Origin of the sequence: Paenibacillus sp. J45TS6 (assembly GCF_018403285.1) — a bacterium.
Classification (GTDB): domain Bacteria; phylum Bacillota; class Bacilli; order Paenibacillales; family Paenibacillaceae; genus Paenibacillus.
The window spans coordinates 291,801-307,815 of the sequence record NZ_BOSJ01000003.1 but is presented as its reverse complement, the minus strand read 5'-3'; the positions used below and the strand labels follow the sequence as shown (position 1 = coordinate 307,815).

The 16,015-nt window shown below is 41.9% G+C and carries 15 protein-coding genes; 6 read left to right on the top strand and 9 right to left on the bottom strand.

All coding sequences use genetic code 11. From position 1 onward, the window contains the following. Window positions 1–54: 54 nt before the first annotated feature. A complete protein-coding gene (locus tag KJS58_RS06535) occupies window positions 55–1,236 on the bottom strand; it encodes a NupC/NupG family nucleoside CNT transporter (RefSeq protein ID WP_213531554.1) in 1,182 nt (393 codons plus the stop codon). A 119-nt stretch (window positions 1,237–1,355) separates the two neighbouring features. Then, complete coding sequence (locus tag KJS58_RS06530; protein ID WP_374705789.1) at window positions 1,356–2,222, bottom strand: aldo/keto reductase; 867 nt, start codon at window positions 2,220–2,222, stop codon at window positions 1,356–1,358. Between the two features lie 161 nt (window positions 2,223–2,383). On the opposite strand from KJS58_RS06530, the gene KJS58_RS06525 reads away from it, so the two are divergent. The 5 genes from KJS58_RS06525 to KJS58_RS06505 all read left to right on the top strand — a co-directional run bounded on the left by KJS58_RS06525 (window position 2,384) and on the right by KJS58_RS06505 (window position 7,403). Next, window positions 2,384–3,061: a response regulator transcription factor gene (locus tag KJS58_RS06525; RefSeq protein ID WP_213531550.1), complete on the top strand. Its 678-nt coding sequence runs from the start codon at window positions 2,384–2,386 to the stop codon at window positions 3,059–3,061. Further along, window positions 3,058–4,446 carry a sensor histidine kinase gene (locus KJS58_RS06520; RefSeq protein WP_213531548.1) on the top strand — a complete coding sequence of 463 codons (1,389 nt, stop codon included), beginning with the start codon at window positions 3,058–3,060 and terminating at the stop codon, window positions 4,444–4,446. The genes KJS58_RS06525 and KJS58_RS06520 overlap by 4 nt, the downstream gene beginning before the upstream one ends. Before the next feature lie 134 nt (window positions 4,447–4,580). Continuing rightward, window positions 4,581–5,681 (top strand): ABC transporter permease, encoded by a 1,101-nt coding sequence (locus KJS58_RS06515; protein WP_213531810.1) that lies wholly within the window; start codon window positions 4,581–4,583, stop codon window positions 5,679–5,681. Continuing rightward, complete coding sequence (locus KJS58_RS06510) at window positions 5,681–6,382, top strand: ABC transporter ATP-binding protein (RefSeq protein ID WP_213531546.1); 702 nt, start codon at window positions 5,681–5,683, stop codon at window positions 6,380–6,382. Before KJS58_RS06515 ends, KJS58_RS06510 begins: the two co-directional genes overlap by 1 nt. A gap of 199 nt (window positions 6,383–6,581) precedes the next feature. Next, window positions 6,582–7,403 (top strand): SPL family radical SAM protein, encoded by an 822-nt coding sequence (locus KJS58_RS06505; RefSeq protein WP_213531544.1) that lies wholly within the window; start codon window positions 6,582–6,584, stop codon window positions 7,401–7,403. A gap of 127 nt (window positions 7,404–7,530) precedes the next feature. Here KJS58_RS06505 and KJS58_RS06500 read toward each other — a convergent pair whose 3' ends face one another. From KJS58_RS06500 to KJS58_RS06485, 4 genes are all read right to left on the bottom strand, one after another. Next, complete coding sequence (locus tag KJS58_RS06500) at window positions 7,531–9,042, bottom strand: MDR family MFS transporter (RefSeq protein WP_213531542.1); 1,512 nt, start codon at window positions 9,040–9,042, stop codon at window positions 7,531–7,533. Window positions 9,043–9,100: 58 nt separating this feature from the next. Then, on the bottom strand, window positions 9,101–9,637 hold the full coding sequence (locus tag KJS58_RS06495) for a PadR family transcriptional regulator (protein WP_213531541.1): 537 nt from the start codon (window positions 9,635–9,637) through the stop codon (window positions 9,101–9,103). A 161-nt stretch (window positions 9,638–9,798) separates the two neighbouring features. Next, window positions 9,799–10,194 carry a hypothetical protein gene (locus KJS58_RS06490; RefSeq protein ID WP_213531539.1) on the bottom strand — a complete coding sequence of 132 codons (396 nt, stop codon included), beginning with the start codon at window positions 10,192–10,194 and terminating at the stop codon, window positions 9,799–9,801. Between the two features lie 80 nt (window positions 10,195–10,274). Beyond that, window positions 10,275–11,738, bottom strand: coding sequence for a SulP family inorganic anion transporter (locus KJS58_RS06485; RefSeq protein ID WP_213531537.1), 1,464 nt, complete (start codon window positions 11,736–11,738; stop codon window positions 10,275–10,277). Between the two features lie 144 nt (window positions 11,739–11,882). On the opposite strand from KJS58_RS06485, the gene KJS58_RS06480 reads away from it, so the two are divergent. Beyond that, the gene (locus KJS58_RS06480) at window positions 11,883–12,431 is read left to right on the top strand and encodes a recombinase family protein (protein ID WP_213531535.1); all 549 of its coding nucleotides are present in this window, start codon (window positions 11,883–11,885) and stop codon (window positions 12,429–12,431) included. A gap of 97 nt (window positions 12,432–12,528) precedes the next feature. On the opposite strand, the gene KJS58_RS06475 is transcribed toward KJS58_RS06480, so the two are convergent. The 3 genes from KJS58_RS06475 to KJS58_RS06465 all read right to left on the bottom strand — a co-directional run bounded on the left by KJS58_RS06475 (window position 12,529) and on the right by KJS58_RS06465 (window position 15,962). Further along, the gene (locus tag KJS58_RS06475; RefSeq protein ID WP_213531533.1) at window positions 12,529–13,647 is read right to left on the bottom strand and encodes a WD40/YVTN/BNR-like repeat-containing protein; all 1,119 of its coding nucleotides are present in this window, start codon (window positions 13,645–13,647) and stop codon (window positions 12,529–12,531) included. A 183-nt stretch (window positions 13,648–13,830) separates the two neighbouring features. Then, complete coding sequence (locus KJS58_RS06470; protein WP_213531531.1) at window positions 13,831–14,244, bottom strand: PaaI family thioesterase; 414 nt, start codon at window positions 14,242–14,244, stop codon at window positions 13,831–13,833. A 41-nt stretch (window positions 14,245–14,285) separates the two neighbouring features. Then, a complete protein-coding gene (locus tag KJS58_RS06465; protein ID WP_213531530.1) occupies window positions 14,286–15,962 on the bottom strand; it encodes a long-chain-fatty-acid--CoA ligase in 1,677 nt (558 codons plus the stop codon). Between the last annotated feature and the right edge of the window lie 53 nt (window positions 15,963–16,015).

Here is a 16,015-nt window from a genome sequence, read left to right as displayed (position 1 = left end):
GACGAAGACTGCTGTCTCCGTCATTAAGGTATTCTTTAATTGTCCTGATTTTTTTTAAACGAACAATCCAACAATCGTAGCCGTCAGGATCGAAACAAAGGTAGCTGCGAGCAGCATTTTAAGTCCAAAAGTAGCGACTATCTTTGCTTTTTCCCCATTTAGCGCCTGGATGGAACCCGAGATGATCCCAATAGAACTAAAGTTAGCAAACGAAACGAGGAACGAAGACACGATCGCTACCGTTTTTGCGGATAGCCCCGGAATCAAAGGTTGAAACTCCAACATGGCTACAAATTCGTTCGTTGCGAGCTTCGTCCCCATAATCGCACCTGCCGTTGTTATTTCATTCGATGGAACCCCCATAATAAAAGCGATCGGGCTAAATATATAGCCTAAAAGCTGGGTGAACGAAAGTCCGATCACAGCTACTAATAAGCCGTCAACGAGTGCGATAAGACCTACATATGCAACCAACATAGCCGCTACGATCAGTGCTATCCTTCCTCCATCGAGCGCTCCGGCTGATATTGCTTCAAATAAAGATTTAGAATTTGAGGCATCTTTAATATTTATTACTTCTTCTTCTGCTTCCTTCGTTGGTGCCATGAAGGTCGTAATAATGAGTCCCGATAGTGCATTAAGCAGCATCGCGACAAGCACATACTGTGGAGGAATCATCGTCATATAAGACCCCATGATCGAGGCAGAGACACTTGCCATCGCAACAGTCGATACAACAAACAACTTATTCCGATTCATCTTATCGAGATGGGATTTAATTGCAAGAAATGCCTCTGACTGGCCAAAGAAAATACTATTCACACTGTTAAAAGTGAGCACTTTCGATAATCCAGTAATTTTAGCCAAAGCACCACCTATGTACTTGATTGCCATTGGCAATATTCGAAGATAGGTAAGAATGGAAAGCAGCGTGGACGTGAAAATAATCAGCAAAAGAACATTAAAGAAAAAGATGCTGCCATCTGCCGGAACCAGATCACCCAGAATAAAACTAATTCCTTCATGTCCATAGGTAAGTACGTGGGAAACTCCATTAGAAATTGCTTCTACAATCATATTACCAAATGTCGTTTTGAACATGACTATGGTTACTGCCAATTGAACTAAAATCAGGACAATAATGGCCCTGAAATTGATATTCTTTTTATCATTGCTCAGTAAATAACATACACCAAGCAACAAGAGTATTCCTACAATACCAATGAAAACTGACATGAATATCAAGCCCCTTTTGATCCAAGTGTTATCACCATTTGATAATGGTGTCTAATGTAAAACCATTTCACGATTACATAGTGTATGGTGATCTAATCGGGGCTTGTTTATTCTATTTTTTATACGATATCAAGTGGAACCTTATTCATAGGTGCGGGAAAAGCCTCATCCAGTTGTTTAAGATCTTCCGCTGACAACATTACTTCATATACGAATGCATTTTCCTTAACATGCTTTTCACTCGAAGATTTAGGCAGCGAAAGGACATTACCTGAACGGAGTGTCCAGGCTAATAGTAATTGATATGGACTAATGCCTTGTTTTTCGGCTACTTTTATCACCGTCTCGTGCTGCACTAACTCTTTTCTAAGACTTCCTCCTTGAGCTAAAGGTGAATAAGCCATGATTGGCATCTGATGTTTTTCTTGCCACGGTAACAAATCGACTTCAATTCCTCTCGATCCCAAGTGATACAGCACCTGATTTACCATGCATCGATTTCCTTTATCCAGCTGTATTAATTCTTCCATATCGTCCTTATCCAGGTTCGATACACCCCAGCGGTCAATCTTTCCTTCCTCGACGAGTCGCTGCATTCCTTGGATGGTTTCTGCGAGCGGAATGTCGCCTCTCCAGTGTAATAAATAAAGATCCAGGTGATCTGTTTTTAGTCTTCTAAGGCTTTGTTCGCAGCTTGTAATGATTCGGTTTTTCCCTGCATTATGAGGGTATACTTTAGATACCAGAAAAACTTCATCTCTGATCCCGTGAATCGCTTCACCTACCAGTTCCTCTGATAAACCTTCCCCATACATCTCGGCAGTGTCAATCACTTTCATCCCGAGTTCTACACCCAGCCGGAGTGCTGCTATTTCCTCCATTCTTTTGCTTGGGTCATCTCCAATACGCCATGTTCCTTGCCCAATCGCCGGAAGCTGCGTTCCATCTGGAAGTGTAACGGTGGGTTGTTTAATCATGTTCTTCATCCTTTCTTTATTCACTATTATGATGTGTTTATTTGCCTTTCTTCGGTTCGGGGTATAAGATAATTTCTTGAATAGCTTGGTTTACTGTACATTAACCTTATATTTGTACGTTATATCCTTCTATTTCAAAGTTTTAACAATAAAGAAAGGTATGAACTCTTATGATCCACATTTTAGTTGCTGATGATGACGTACATATCCGGGAACTGGTCCATTTTTATCTATCTGCAGAAGGATATACCGTATACGAAGCGGCTGATGGAACGATGGCTTCCTCGCTTCTATCTACGGAACAAATTCATCTCGCCGTCGTTGACATTATGATGCCTGGCAAAGATGGGTATGAGCTGGTTGAGGAAATTCGCAAGTATTATGATATCCCTGTCATTTTGCTGACTGCGAAAGATCAACTCATTGATAAGGAAAAAGGATATGCGCTAGGAACAGATGATTATGTAACCAAACCTTTTGAGCCAAAAGAACTTATTTTTCGTATCAAAGCACTGTTACGACGTTACCGAATGGTTAATTCTCAAAAGATTACACTCGGAAGAACGATCATTGATCGAGACAGCTATGAAGTGTACTGTGATGATCAGTTATTAATGCTTCCGATGAAAGAATTCGAGTTATTATCCCAGCTCGCCAGCTACCCAGACCGAATCTATTCCAGAGAAGAATTAATTCATCTCGTATGGGGAGCCGACTTCAGGGGAGATGATCGTACAGTTGATGTACATATTAAACGTCTTAGAGAGCGATTCCAACATCGAAGCGATGATTTTGTTATAAAAACAATTCGCGGTATTGGGTATAAACTGGAGGTCTGCTCAAGGTGAAAACACTGTATCTTCGTATTGTACTTACGACTGCCTTGGTCATGCTGCTCAGCAGCCTGCTGGCTTTTGTCATCTCTAATACGTACTACCAGTATAATTTGAAGCCTTATAACGATAAAAAGATGACAGTCATGACAAACGATATCATTCAGTTCTATAAAGAGAACCCGGAAGTGAACTTACCTGCTTATCTTAACAGCATCGGAGATTTAGGGTATCAAATCTATCTAGCCGACTCACCGGATCAAGGAACTTTTTATGGCGGAGATTTTCGTAAGAAAAATTTAGATGCAGACGTTATTCGCCAGGTGCTCGGCGGACAAGTATATCACGGCATTGCCGACTTTCCTGCAAAATTATTTATCACTGGTTTCTTTGACAATTCACTCAGCAACTCGATTGGGATGCCTATTACTGTTAACGGGAAGACGCACGCTCTTTTTGTTCGCCCTAATGTAGAGCTGCAGTTCGGAGAACTTCGTATTTTCTTTGCCTTACTTCTCGTTCTGACAACACTAATCAGTATTATACTTGTCTTCATTAGCACGAGATATATTGTGAAGCCCGTCACTCGCTTAACGGAAGCAACCAAACAAATTGCCAAAGGCAATTATCATATTAAGTTACATGCTCGAAGACGAGATGAGATCGGTATGCTGGCTAATCATTTCTCACAGATGGCAAAAAGCTTAGAACAACTCGAATCGATGCGCCAAGAGTTTGTCTCGAACGTTTCTCATGAAATCCAATCCCCTCTTACTTCAATCCAAGGATTCTCTGAGCGCTTGAAATCAAATCAGTTAACAGAAGAGGAACGCTTGCATTACCTTGATGTTATTTCTGACGAGAGCCGAAGACTATCTCAATTAAGTAAACAACTGCTCACTCTAGCCTCACTGGATAAAGAGGAATCCATCATTGATAAGCAGCTTTATTCTGCCAAAGATCAGATTAAACAGGTTGTGTATATGCTGGAATGGAACTGGCGGGAAAAAGAAATTACTTTAGATCTACAGCTCTCTTCCGCACCGATCTATGCGGATCCAAAATGGATGCATCAAGTATGGGTTAATCTAATTACGAACAGTATTAAGTTCACTGATCCCGGAGGAACCATTCGAATTCGGCTTGAAGAGAAAGATAACCATCATTTGATCGAAATTGAAGACACCGGCATAGGGATCAAGGAAGAAGACCTCCCTTATATCTTCAATCGATTCTATAAAACCGATAAAGTTCGAAATCGCAGCGAAGGCAGCAGTGGTCTTGGACTCGCGATCGTAAAACGAATTATTGATATGCACGATGGACAGATTACGGTTCATAGTGAACTAGGAAAAGGTACATGCATTCAAATATGGATCCCGATCTCCTCCCCTGAGTGAAAACCTGGGGAGGTTTTTTTATATGTTCCATTTGTAATATGCTGTTCATCCTCCGTTCATATTTCAACCTGATACTTAAGCAGTGGGTGAGAAATTAAAAATATAGAAAAGCTTAAGGAATGGGGTTGAAACGTATGTTTTTAGCTTTACGAGAAATGAAACACGCCAAATTACGCTATCTGCTGATCGGTCTCATTATGGTTCTCATTGCATGGCTCGTCTTGTTCGTTACGGGTCTTGCCAAGGGTCTCAGTAATGACAACGTATCGTCGCTGCAAAATATGGACGCAGATTACATTGTTATGCAGAATGAATCCGAACTCAAACTGAATCGTTCTTTGTTATCGAGTGAAACATTGGACCAAGTAAGATCCATTACTGGGGATGAAGGGGCTACACCTCTCGGTCTGCAGATGAGTACATTAACCAAAGAAGGGACAAGCACCAAAATTGATGCTTCCTTCTTTGCCATTGATAAGGACAGCTTTATCGCTCCAACCGTTGTAGAGGGTTCAATGATCGACAATAAAACGGCGGACGAAGTGGTCGCTGATATTTCTCTGAAGGAGGAAGGATTTGCGGTTGGCGACCGAATCCAGGATCAATCCTCAGGCAAGTCGTTCACCATTATTGGTTTTACGGAAGGACAATCCTACAGCCATACTCCGGTTCTTCACATGAATATGGCAGGATGGTTTGCACTTCATGATGCGGATCCGGATAGTGAAATTTTCCATTTTAACGCGATCGCTTTAAAAACAACAGATGCCATTGCTGACGAAGTCAGTCAGATCAGTGACATTGAAGTCATAGCCAAGGATGACACGTTAGCTGGAATTCCTGGGTATAAAGAAGAAAGCGGCTCGCTTCTCATGATGATTGCCTTCTTATTTGTCATTGCTGCCTTTGTTCTGGCGGTATTCTTCTACGTGATTACCATTCAAAAGATGAATCAATTCGGTGTACTCAAAGCCATTGGCGCAAAAAACAGTTACCTGGTGCGTAATGTGATGTCCCAAATTTTAATCATAACGATTGTCAGTCTCGCCTTGAGCATCCTGCTAACTTATGGTGTCGCAGCTATACTTCCTGCAAGTATGCCATTTGACCTGAGTCCATCACTAGTTGCTCTATGTTCGATTCTGTTTATCGTAGTATCTATCCTTGGTTCTCTACTGTCCGTGTACCGAGTTGCTAAAATTGATGCGATCGAAGCTATAGGGAGGGCTGCTTAATGAACACAGAAAATCTTAAATTACAACTAGAAAATATTACAAAAACATTTGGTGACGGCGACTCTTCTATTAAAGTACTGAAGAATGTAACCTTGAATGTAAAGGCCGGTGAATTTGTTGCCCTAGTCGGTCCATCCGGTTCCGGGAAAAGCACCTTTCTCTCCGTTGCTGGCGCACTGCTTGCGCCTTCCAGCGGACGTATTGTCATTGGCGGACAAGACCTGAGTCAATTCTCAGAGAAGCAAATGAATGAAATACGTCTTGATAAAATCGGATTTGTATTTCAATCGGCCAATCTCATCCCTTATCTGACGGTAAAGGATCAGCTCCTTTTAATCGCTGAACTGTCTGGTAAGAAAGGAAAACAAGCAAACCAGAAAGCCGATGAGATGTTAAGTAGACTTGGGCTAAGTCACCGCGCCCATGCCTATCCGGAAAATCTCTCGGGCGGTGAACGTCAGCGTGTTGCGATCGCTAGAGCCTGGATGAATGATCCAGAAATTCTGCTGGCCGATGAGCCAACAGCTAGTCTTGATTCTGAACGGGGCCGGGCCGTCGTGGAAATGCTCTCACAAGAAGTAAAAGAAAGAAACAAAGCGGCAATCATGGTTACACATGATACCCGGATGCTCGATCTCTGTGATCGGGTCGTATATATGGAAGATGGCGTGCTCACGGAACAGCCTGTATTCCAGCATTAAATGATGAAAAGCAGCAGCCTTACTAATAGGGTCGCTGTTTTTTTTGATATCTACTCTTCAACTTCCTTAGGTTCTACTTTTTAACTTCCTTAGGTATCTGCTCGAACATTCAGTGTATGTCCGTATATTCGATTATTCGATATTATAGGTGTAATATAATGAGGAAAGATAATACCATTTCTTGAAAGGGATTTAACTTATGAGTATAGATTATGAATATAAACAACCTAAAACTTTACTAAATAAGGGGACTGGCTTCCTGGCCGGATACTCCCATTCCCTTAACCCATATACGGGCTGTACTTTTGGCTGTTCCTATTGTTACGTTCGTAAAATGCCCGTTTCTTTATTCCGAGGAAAAGAATGGGGAACCTGGGTAGACATAAAGAAAGAAAGTGCAGCACTACTGACAAAAGAGCTGATCAGAGAAAAGAAAAAGGGTGCGGTTACGATCTTTATGTCTTCAAGTACGGACCCCTATCAACCTCCCGAATACAAAGAAGAAATTACACGTTCTTTGCTTGAAGTTATGACAGAGGTTCAGCCCAATTTTCTGCTGGTACAAACCCGAAGCCCGCTCGTAAAAAGAGATATTGATCTTCTTCAAAAACTGGGCAATCGGGTGCGGGTAAGTATGACGGTAGAAACCGATCTTGATGATATTCGTAAACATTTCTCTCCATCGGCTCCTCCTATTCAGGCTCGTATACAAACACTTCGCAAGCTGCGCGAAGCTGGAATTCCTACACAAGTTGCCATCGCACCCGTACTGCCTAGCAGTGAAGCATTTCCCGAACTCCTTCGTCCGGTCGTAGATTTAGTATGCATTGATGATTTTTTCATGGGAGATGGAGCCCATGGAAGACGAACGCAGCAACTAGGCATACGAGATAAATACGAAGAACTAAGATATAGTGACTGGTATCATCCGGAAGCATATCAAGTGGTGGCTCGCCGGATGCGTGAAGTCTATCCCGAACAGCAGGTCCGGATCAGTCAGGAAGGATTTGCTCCTTTCTAATCTGCTAGAGATGATGTTTTCTAGCTAGACCCGCAGAAGTATTCTATTATTTATAAACAAAGACCATGAGAGGAGTATCTTCTCATGGTCTTTGTCTTAATAGATATTCAGTTTACATCCTTAATAATTAGACTGACTCTTTCAATTCCGCTTCACTTGACTGTGCACGTTCCGATCCCATGAAGAACACGATAACAACAGCAATCGCAATCGGGATAATGGCGATCTGGAATACATGTGTGATGGAATCCGACATCGCTTGCGTAATTTTACTTAGAACCTCAGGCGGAATTTGTGCACGACCTTGGGGAGTGAAGATTTCTCTCGTGTCCATATCTCCAGCAAAACCGCTGCTCGCTCCGCCAAAAGCTTCTGTTAGACGTCTAGTGAAAGTATGTGTCTGCAGCGTACCAAAGATGGTAAGACCTACTGTCATCCCGAACGAACGCAAGAAAGAATTCGTCGAGTTCGCCGTTCCGCGGAAGCGCGGGGAAAGTTTGTTGATGGAAGCCGTTGGCAACAGTGAAAAGGAGAACCCAACACCAAAACCAGCAATAAACATGTATAACGTTAAGATGATTCTTGAAGTCTCAGGTGTCATCGTTGACAGTAAAATCATACCTGCCAGGAAACTAAATACAGACAAAATCATCAGCGAACGAAAACGGATTTTTGTCTGTGTAATCCCGCTGATCATACTGCCGATTACTGTCCCGATGACCATCGGCATCAGTACAACCCCAGCGTTCGTTGCTGAACCGCCGTATACAGCTTGTACAAAGATCGGAATGAACACCGAAAGAATGATAAATGTTCCACCATAGATAAAGGCAAGCGCTTGTGAAGTGGCAAACAAACGTTTCTTAAACATCCAGAAGGGAATAATCGGTTCTTCTGCTTTGATCTCAACAAATATGAAGATGATAAAAGATACAGCTGCGATTACAAGCAAGGAGATAATTAAAGCAGAATCCCATGCATATTTGCCACCGCCAAGCTCCAGTGCAAACATAAGGCATACGATTGCCAAAACAAGTGTAAATGCCCCTGCCCAGTCAATTTTCTGCTTCTGATGTTCCAATGTTTCTTTATAATATTTAGCTATGAAGAAGATCGATAACGCACCAATCGGAAGGTTTACATAGAAAATCCAGTGCCAACTTAAGGAATCCGTCAAAAACGCACCTAATAGCGGACCTACCACACTTGATAATCCAAACACGGCACCTAACATCCCTGTCATTTTTCCACGTTTTTCAACAGGGAACAAATCAAAGATTATGGTAAATGCGATAGGCATCAGTGCTCCGCCGCCAATCCCTTGGATGACCCGAAACGCGATAAGCTGTCCCATCGTCTGAGATAATCCGCAAAGGGCTGAACCAATAATAAACACAGTTAATCCAAATAGAAAAAACCGCTTTCTTCCATACATGTCAGACAGTTTACCGTATATCGGCATACCTGCCATCATCGCCACCATATAAGCTGCAGTAACCCAAATAAACTGGTCGTAGTTACCCAAATCACCTACAATGGTACCCATAGCTGTAGCTACAATGGTGTTGTCAATAGCCGAAGCAAAAATTCCAAGCAAAAGTCCAATGGTTACAAACGAGGCAGCTCGATTCTTTTTCATTTTCTCATCTCCAATTTATAAAACTGTTAAGTATATATGAAATAATCATAAAAGATTATTATTCACTTTCTTCCTCGTCCTGTAGTTCCCTTAGCTGCTCTTCAAGCCAAGAAATCTCTGAACGTATGAAATGTGCCCGGTGAAGTAACGTCCTCTGAATGCTTTTGCGTTCCTTCTCAGTAAATATGGGATTTCTTTTAACTACTTTCATTCCAAGATCACAATGTTCTTGAAGAAAACACAAGTACTGACGATAGTCCTCATAGATCCGTTCTTGCAGCTCCTTAGAAACATGGTGAAGATTTGCAAATTTGATATCAAAATAATCTTTTGCATCGGAATTATACGATGTTTTCTCGTCCATTAATCGAAAAAACTGCTCTTTACCCGCTTCTGTAATACAATAAACCTTCCTATTACCATCTTTCCCTGACATTTGAATGAACTTCTCTTTTTCAAGTCTTTGAATAAGCGGATACAGCACTCCCCAACTAACTTGTCTTACCGGACCTATAATTCTGGACAGGATATGATGAAGTAGGTATCCATGCATAGGTCTATCCATTAACTCTCCCAGAACAAATAGTTCATACAAAATACATACCCTCCTTTTCTTATTTTGGAGTACACTTCCGTTCAAATATATCGTGATGATATAAGCCTATATTATAATATATCGCAGCGATATAAAAATCAATATCACAATGAACATAAAAAAACCGTCTGTTTATATAAACAGATCGGCCTTTATTTATTTTATTGTTTAAGAAGGATACCCAGTTCAACTATTTTCTCTTGATCCGGAGCTTCTTGTATACTCCTAATCTTTTCTTTAAGTTTATCTGTATCTTTTATAGTTTGATCATTTCCTATTTTCTCTTGTATGAGAAATGCTAAATTGAAGCTTATTTTCATATCAGAGTAATACGATAAAGTATCAATGATGGATGCCGAATTTAAAAGAGAAGTATTCGGAATTTTCCCCTCTTCTAATTGAGAAGCAAAGAAAGTAAGCTCACTGCTTATTCTTTGATTGAGATTGGTCTGAAATATATGTTGTTCATTTTTATGTGACTGATAGAGAAACATATTTAGAAATAAAGATCCAATAAGTAATATCAATAACGCTGGAATGTACTTTGTTTTTTTCATATCGATCCTTCTTTTATCACTTGATTTGGTTAAGATTATGAATATTTAAACAGACGGCACATGTATAAACCAATTACAGGTTACGAACTTACACTGTTCGCTGTGTTTTCAGGAATAACAGCTAGCTGATGAAGTATTTTCTGACTGGATTCATTTAGGCCAATCAAGGTAACTTCATTATGATTCTCTGCATATTTAAGTCTGATTTTATCAATCGCTCCCACAGCCGAATCATCCCAAATGTGCGAATCAGAAAAATCAATGACGATATGCTGTTCTTGAACATACGTATCGAACGCTTTTTCAAAACTTTGTGTTGAAGCAAAGAACAACTGTCCTTTGACATAAAACACTTGTTCATTCTCTTTCTTCTCACTTGTTACGGTAAGTTTAGAAACTTTGGCAACAAAGAAGATGGAACTCAGTATGACCCCTGCAATCACACCTTTAGATAAATCATGAGTTGCTACCACGATGATCACCGTCATAAGCATGACAAATGCATCTCCTCGTGGAGCTTTTCCCAAATAACGAAAGGAAGTCCAGTCAAAAGTGCCCACACATACCATGATCATAATTCCCGCTAATACCGGCATGGGCATAAGGACAACAAAATCGCCAAGAACGAGAATGAGGAACATTAAGAAAAGTCCAGCTACGAGGGTAGATAACCTGCTTCTGCCTCCTGATTTCACATTAATGACCGATTGACCGATCATCGCACACCCTGCCATACCGCCAAAGAATCCGTTGATGAAGTTCGCGATGCCTTGTCCTCTTGCTTCTCTGTTTTTATCACTTTCTGTATCCGTCATATCATCAATAATAGAAGAAGTCAGCAGTGACTCTAGTAAACCTACCAGTGCCAGTGCAAAGGAATAAGGTAAAATGATCTGCAGCGTATGTAGCGTCAGAGGTACATCAGGAAACAATAAATTGGGAAGAGTCTTCGTAATTGTGCCCATATCGCCTACCGTCTGAAGATGTACACCCGCTACAGTAGAAACAATCGTAAGGACAACAATCGCAATCAGAGGAGCCGGGACCACTTTTACATATCTTGGAACGAAGATTAGAATCAGTAATGTAATCCCTAGAAAAACAAAGGTCATTACTGATTTCCCTAAAAAATAAGGGACCTGCGCCATAAAGATAAGAATAGCGAGGGAATTGACAAAACCGATCATAACCGCTCTCGGTATAAATTTCATTAGACGAGCAACCTTGAAGGTACCTAACAGAAACTGAATAACACCGGTTAATATCGTAGCCGCAATCATATACTCAATCCCGTGATCTCTTACAAGCGGGGCGAGCACGAGCGCCATGGCTCCTGTTGCCGCTGAGATCATAGCCGGCCTTCCTCCTGCAAACGAAATAATAATCGCGATACAAAACGATGCATAAAGTCCAACCATCGGACTTACACCTGCAATCAAAGAAAAAGCAATAGCTTCTGGAATCAGCGCTAGTGCTACAACCATACCGGATAATATATCCGCCCGTACATTAAAAAACCAGTTACGTTTTAACCGTTCAACCAACTTAACTCCACACCTTTTCACTGTGATATAAATCATGTAGTATTTTTCCATGAGTGTATCACGAATCGTTCCTAAATGGAACCTTTTTGATACTACAAAGTATGTTATGATAACGAGTAAAAGTATAGTTTAGGAGAAAAACCTATGCGTATCGGATATATGAGACCCTATCAGGATGACAAGGATCTGAACATGCAGACTCGTGCTTTAGATCCGTTGTCCTGTGATAAAATAGTTATAGAAGAACATGCATCCGCTAAAAGAAGAAGTGAACTTGAACAATTAATGAATGAACTCAGCAAAGGCGATATCGTCGTTGTATACAAATTGTTTGCGCTTGCCGATTCGACCAGACATCTCGTAGAACTACTACAAAAGCTGGAAGAGAAACAAGCTCATCTCTGCTCTTTTGCTGAAGGCATTGATACGAGTAAATCCGAAGGATATCCTTTTCCTGAAATCGTCAAACATTTAGTGGATTTTCAAAGTGATGTCATTAGTGAGAAGACGAAAAAAGGACTTTACGAAGCAAAACAAAAAGGCAATCACCCCGGACGACCTCGTAAAGCGGATGATAATGTGAAAAGAGCGATCGTTATGTATCAGAGCAATCAGTATAGTCTCGCCCAAATTCGCGAGGAAACAGGAATCAGCAAATCGACGCTGTATCGTTATTTGGACTCTGAGAATTAGTGATTTCCTATTCGCAAGTAAAAAAGAGCGATTCCGCCATAACGCTTAGGCAGAAAAGCTCTTTTTTAGTTCATTTTAATACGTTTATTTATCAATGCTACTTATTGATCTTCAGCTTCGAAGTCCAGGTTTTCCCTCCGTCTTTGGTAAGATAAATGGCTCCCTCTGAGCTGGTATCCGCCATCCATCCTATTTTCCCATTAATAAAATCAATATCGTTTTCGAATCCGGTGATCGATGGCATGTTAGTCCACGTTTTGCCTCCGTTAGCGGATCGTCCTACTCCAATCTTCTCACCTGCTGGGGAGAACCCCCCAAGGTAAACGATGCCTTGTGCTATAGATATATTCCCAGGATGACCGCCCGGAGAAGCGGGTCCTTCATTTACGATACCTGCTGAATTCCCAGGTGCTTTGCCTCCGCCTGCTGTATTTTGGCTGATTACTTTCGTCCAGCTTTCTCCGTCATTTTGCGAAGAGTACAGAGCATACGATTGTTGAGACATCCCCGCTCCTCCGTTAAGTCGGGCCCACACTTGATTTCTTTCTACCGCAATTTCACCCCCGCTTATGCTTTCAGAAGGAACGGATAAAACAGAGCGCCAATTCTTGCCTCCATCTGTTGTTTTATGAATCTTGTATCCGTACCCAGGAACCACGACAAGCGCATACCCATTCTGCTCATCTGTGAAATCGGCATATCTTGTATTCGCTGGTGTTTTTATTTTCGTCCAGTGTTGTCCACCATCTGCTGTTTTGTAGGTAAATGCCCGAGAGTAACCAAAACCAAAGTTTTCGTTCTTAAAAGAGATCCGTTCAAGATTCATCGATCCCGTTTTGATTTTGGTTAGTGTCGTGCCTCCATCTTTGGTATAGAGCAGAGCATTCGGACCATTCACCGCAGATTTGGCAAGCATCCATCCTGTCGTGTTATTAATGAAATCCAGCTGTGTAAATTGCCATGTACCTGTATAGATCGATTGCCAATCATTGCCGAAATCTGAAGTACCAATCATGAACCCGTTTCCGGCAACACGACCTGTATTTCCAGTTAAAAACTGAATATCACTAAACTGAAATTTGTCAGAACCTGCTGGCTTACTTCCCAATAGATCACTAGTTGAAGAAGAAGCCGCTCCTGCTGAAGCTGCACTCATCGTCATTGCTGCGGTGATTGCAAGGGTGGTAATCCCTTTAGTGAATTTACTTTTTCTCATTGGTATTACCTCCTGTCTATCGGTTATTCACATCATTTCCATACGATCTACTTAAACCATATGCATATATGTAAACATAATCATATAAGATTAAAGTCATAAAAATAGACGAACCTTTGGTGGTTCGCCTCAGTCCTGTCAACTAAAATGAAATATCTCCTTTGCCGTGGTTCACGCTTCTATCTATTTTGTAATCCGAAATGATCCCGTACTTAGTGCAACCAGTTCATGGTCACGATCTACCACTCGTGATTCGGTCGTTAGCGATCGGCCGGTTTCATGAACTATTTTTGCAGTAACGGTAAGTGGGCCTTTTTTCGCTGGTTTAACGAAATGCACATTCAGGTTACTGGTCACTGAAGCTTCTCCGGGACGCCGTACCATGACCGCAATCCCCATTGCGTTATCCATCAGCGAAGAAAGTACACCCCCATGAACAATTCCCATGAGATTCAGATGGTGCGGCTTCGTATCAAGCGTAACCACCACTTCACCTTTTTGAATGGCTGTAAGTTCACATCCAAGGTATCCCCAAAAAGTGTGTTCCGCCGCCTTCGTCAAAGACTCTATATACTGCTTTCCTTCCATGCTCTCCATCAAAAAGAGCCTCCTTCTCTATCCGGGTAGCCGTAAAACTTTCAACCTGCCGGAGTTTCTTCCTCTTCCTCAAGTAATTTACGGCGCAATACTTTACCTACAAGGGTCTTCGGAAGTGATTCACGGAATACATAGTGTCTAGGCACTTTATAAGCTGCAAGCTGGGAACGACAGAACATTTCTATATCTTTTGGATCAGGCGTCTTTCCATCCTTAAGGACAATATAGGCTTTCACTGTTTCACCGCGGTACGCGTCTTTTATCCCTATTACAACAGCCTCTTTTACGGCTGGATGTTCGTAAAGAACTTCTTCAATTTCACGCGGATAAATATTGAAACCGCTCGCAATAATCATATCTTTTTTCCGGTCAATAATCGAAAAATAGCCTTCCTCATCCATGGTTGCCATGTCACCGGTAAATAACCAGCCGTTTCGAATCGTATCAAAGGTATCCTCTGGCCTATTCCAATATCCTTTCATCACCTGCGGTCCTTTGACAATGAGTTCCCCTGCTTCCCCCGGCAGAACGTCTTCACCTGTAACTGGATTCACCACTTTCGCTTCGGTGTCAGGAACCGGAATCCCGATCGTTCCTATCTTTCTTCTTCCCCATATCGGGTTTACATGCGTTACTGGCGAAGCTTCCGTAAGTCCGTAACCTTCGATTAATTTTCCTTTTGTCAGCTCTTCAAAACGATCTTGCACTTCAAGCGGAAGCCCAGATGAGCCGCTGATACAGGCATTAATCGAGGATAAGTCGTACTCTTTGATCTTAGGATGATTAATAAGGGCAATATACATCGTGGGTGCTCCTGGAAAAAGGGTCGGTTTTTTCTTATCGATGATTTTGAGAAGGGAATTCAGATCGAATTTAGGTATGAGGATTAGCATCCCTGCACGGTAGACCCCTTGGCTGAGAAGTGTAGTAAGCCCAAACACATGAAAACAAGGCAGTACAGCTAAATATCGTTCTTTGCCATTCTCCACTTGATAACACCAATTGGCGGATTGGATGGTGTTTGCAATGAGATTCGTGTGGGTTAGCATGACCCCTTTAGGGACACCAGTCGTCCCGCCGGTGTACTGTAATAATGCTAAGTCATGATCTGCATTCACCTTTTCACAGCAAGGTGCATCGTCCGCTGAAGCAAGAAGTGCGGTAAACGAATGGACAGTTCGGCTGTATTCAATTTGTGGCAGCGGTCCTTGTTTTTTAGCGACGAAGGGATACAATATTTTTTTAAAAAAAGGCAAGTAATCTGGTATAGCCGTAACGATGGTATGTTCAAGCCTCGTTTCCTCTGCAACATTCTGAACTTTTGAATAAAATTGATCCAGGGTAATCATGATCTTCGCTCCTGAATCCTGCAATTGATATGCCAGCTCCCGCTCTACATAGAGCGGATTCGTCATTACAACGATGCCCCCTGCAAGGAGGGTTCCATAATATGCAATCACAACCTGCGGGCAATTGGGTAGCATAATAGCCACCCGATCCCCCTTCTTGAGTCCTTTACTTTTCAGCGCGTTTGCCATACGGTAAGCAGACTCTAGCAGCTTTTTATAACGAATGGTCTTTCCCATAAAATACATGGCCGGCCGGTTCGGATACTGCCCAGCAGAGCTGATCAGAAACTGCGCCAGATTCTGTTTAGGATAATCGAAACTAGGGGCCACTTCGGTCGGGTAATACGGAAGCCAGGGCTTTGCATTCATCGAATATCAATCCTTTCCTCTCGGAATGCTTCCTGCTGACCTACTCCTCATCC

Coding starts and splice junctions, on each gene's coding strand:
- KJS58_RS06535 (WP_213531554.1), bottom strand. CDS start 1,236: ATGTCAGTTTTCATTGGTATTGTAGGAATACTCTTGTTGCTTGGTGTA.
- KJS58_RS06530 (WP_374705789.1), bottom strand. CDS start 2,222: ATGAAGAACATGATTAAACAACCCACCGTTACACTTCCAGATGGAACG.
- KJS58_RS06525 (WP_213531550.1), top strand. CDS start 2,384: ATGATCCACATTTTAGTTGCTGATGATGACGTACATATCCGGGAACTG.
- KJS58_RS06515 (WP_213531810.1), top strand. CDS start 4,581: ATGTTTTTAGCTTTACGAGAAATGAAACACGCCAAATTACGCTATCTG.
- KJS58_RS06510 (WP_213531546.1), top strand. CDS start 5,681: ATGAACACAGAAAATCTTAAATTACAACTAGAAAATATTACAAAAACA.
- KJS58_RS06505 (WP_213531544.1), top strand. CDS start 6,582: ATGAGTATAGATTATGAATATAAACAACCTAAAACTTTACTAAATAAG.
- KJS58_RS06500 (WP_213531542.1), bottom strand. CDS start 9,042: ATGAAAAAGAATCGAGCTGCCTCGTTTGTAACCATTGGACTTTTGCTT.
- KJS58_RS06490 (WP_213531539.1), bottom strand. CDS start 10,194: ATGAAAAAAACAAAGTACATTCCAGCGTTATTGATATTACTTATTGGA.
- KJS58_RS06480 (WP_213531535.1), top strand. CDS start 11,883: ATGCGTATCGGATATATGAGACCCTATCAGGATGACAAGGATCTGAAC.
- KJS58_RS06475 (WP_213531533.1), bottom strand. CDS start 13,647: ATGAGAAAAAGTAAATTCACTAAAGGGATTACCACCCTTGCAATCACC.
- KJS58_RS06470 (WP_213531531.1), bottom strand. CDS start 14,244: ATGGAGAGCATGGAAGGAAAGCAGTATATAGAGTCTTTGACGAAGGCG.
- KJS58_RS06465 (WP_213531530.1), bottom strand. CDS start 15,962: ATGAATGCAAAGCCCTGGCTTCCGTATTACCCGACCGAAGTGGCCCCT.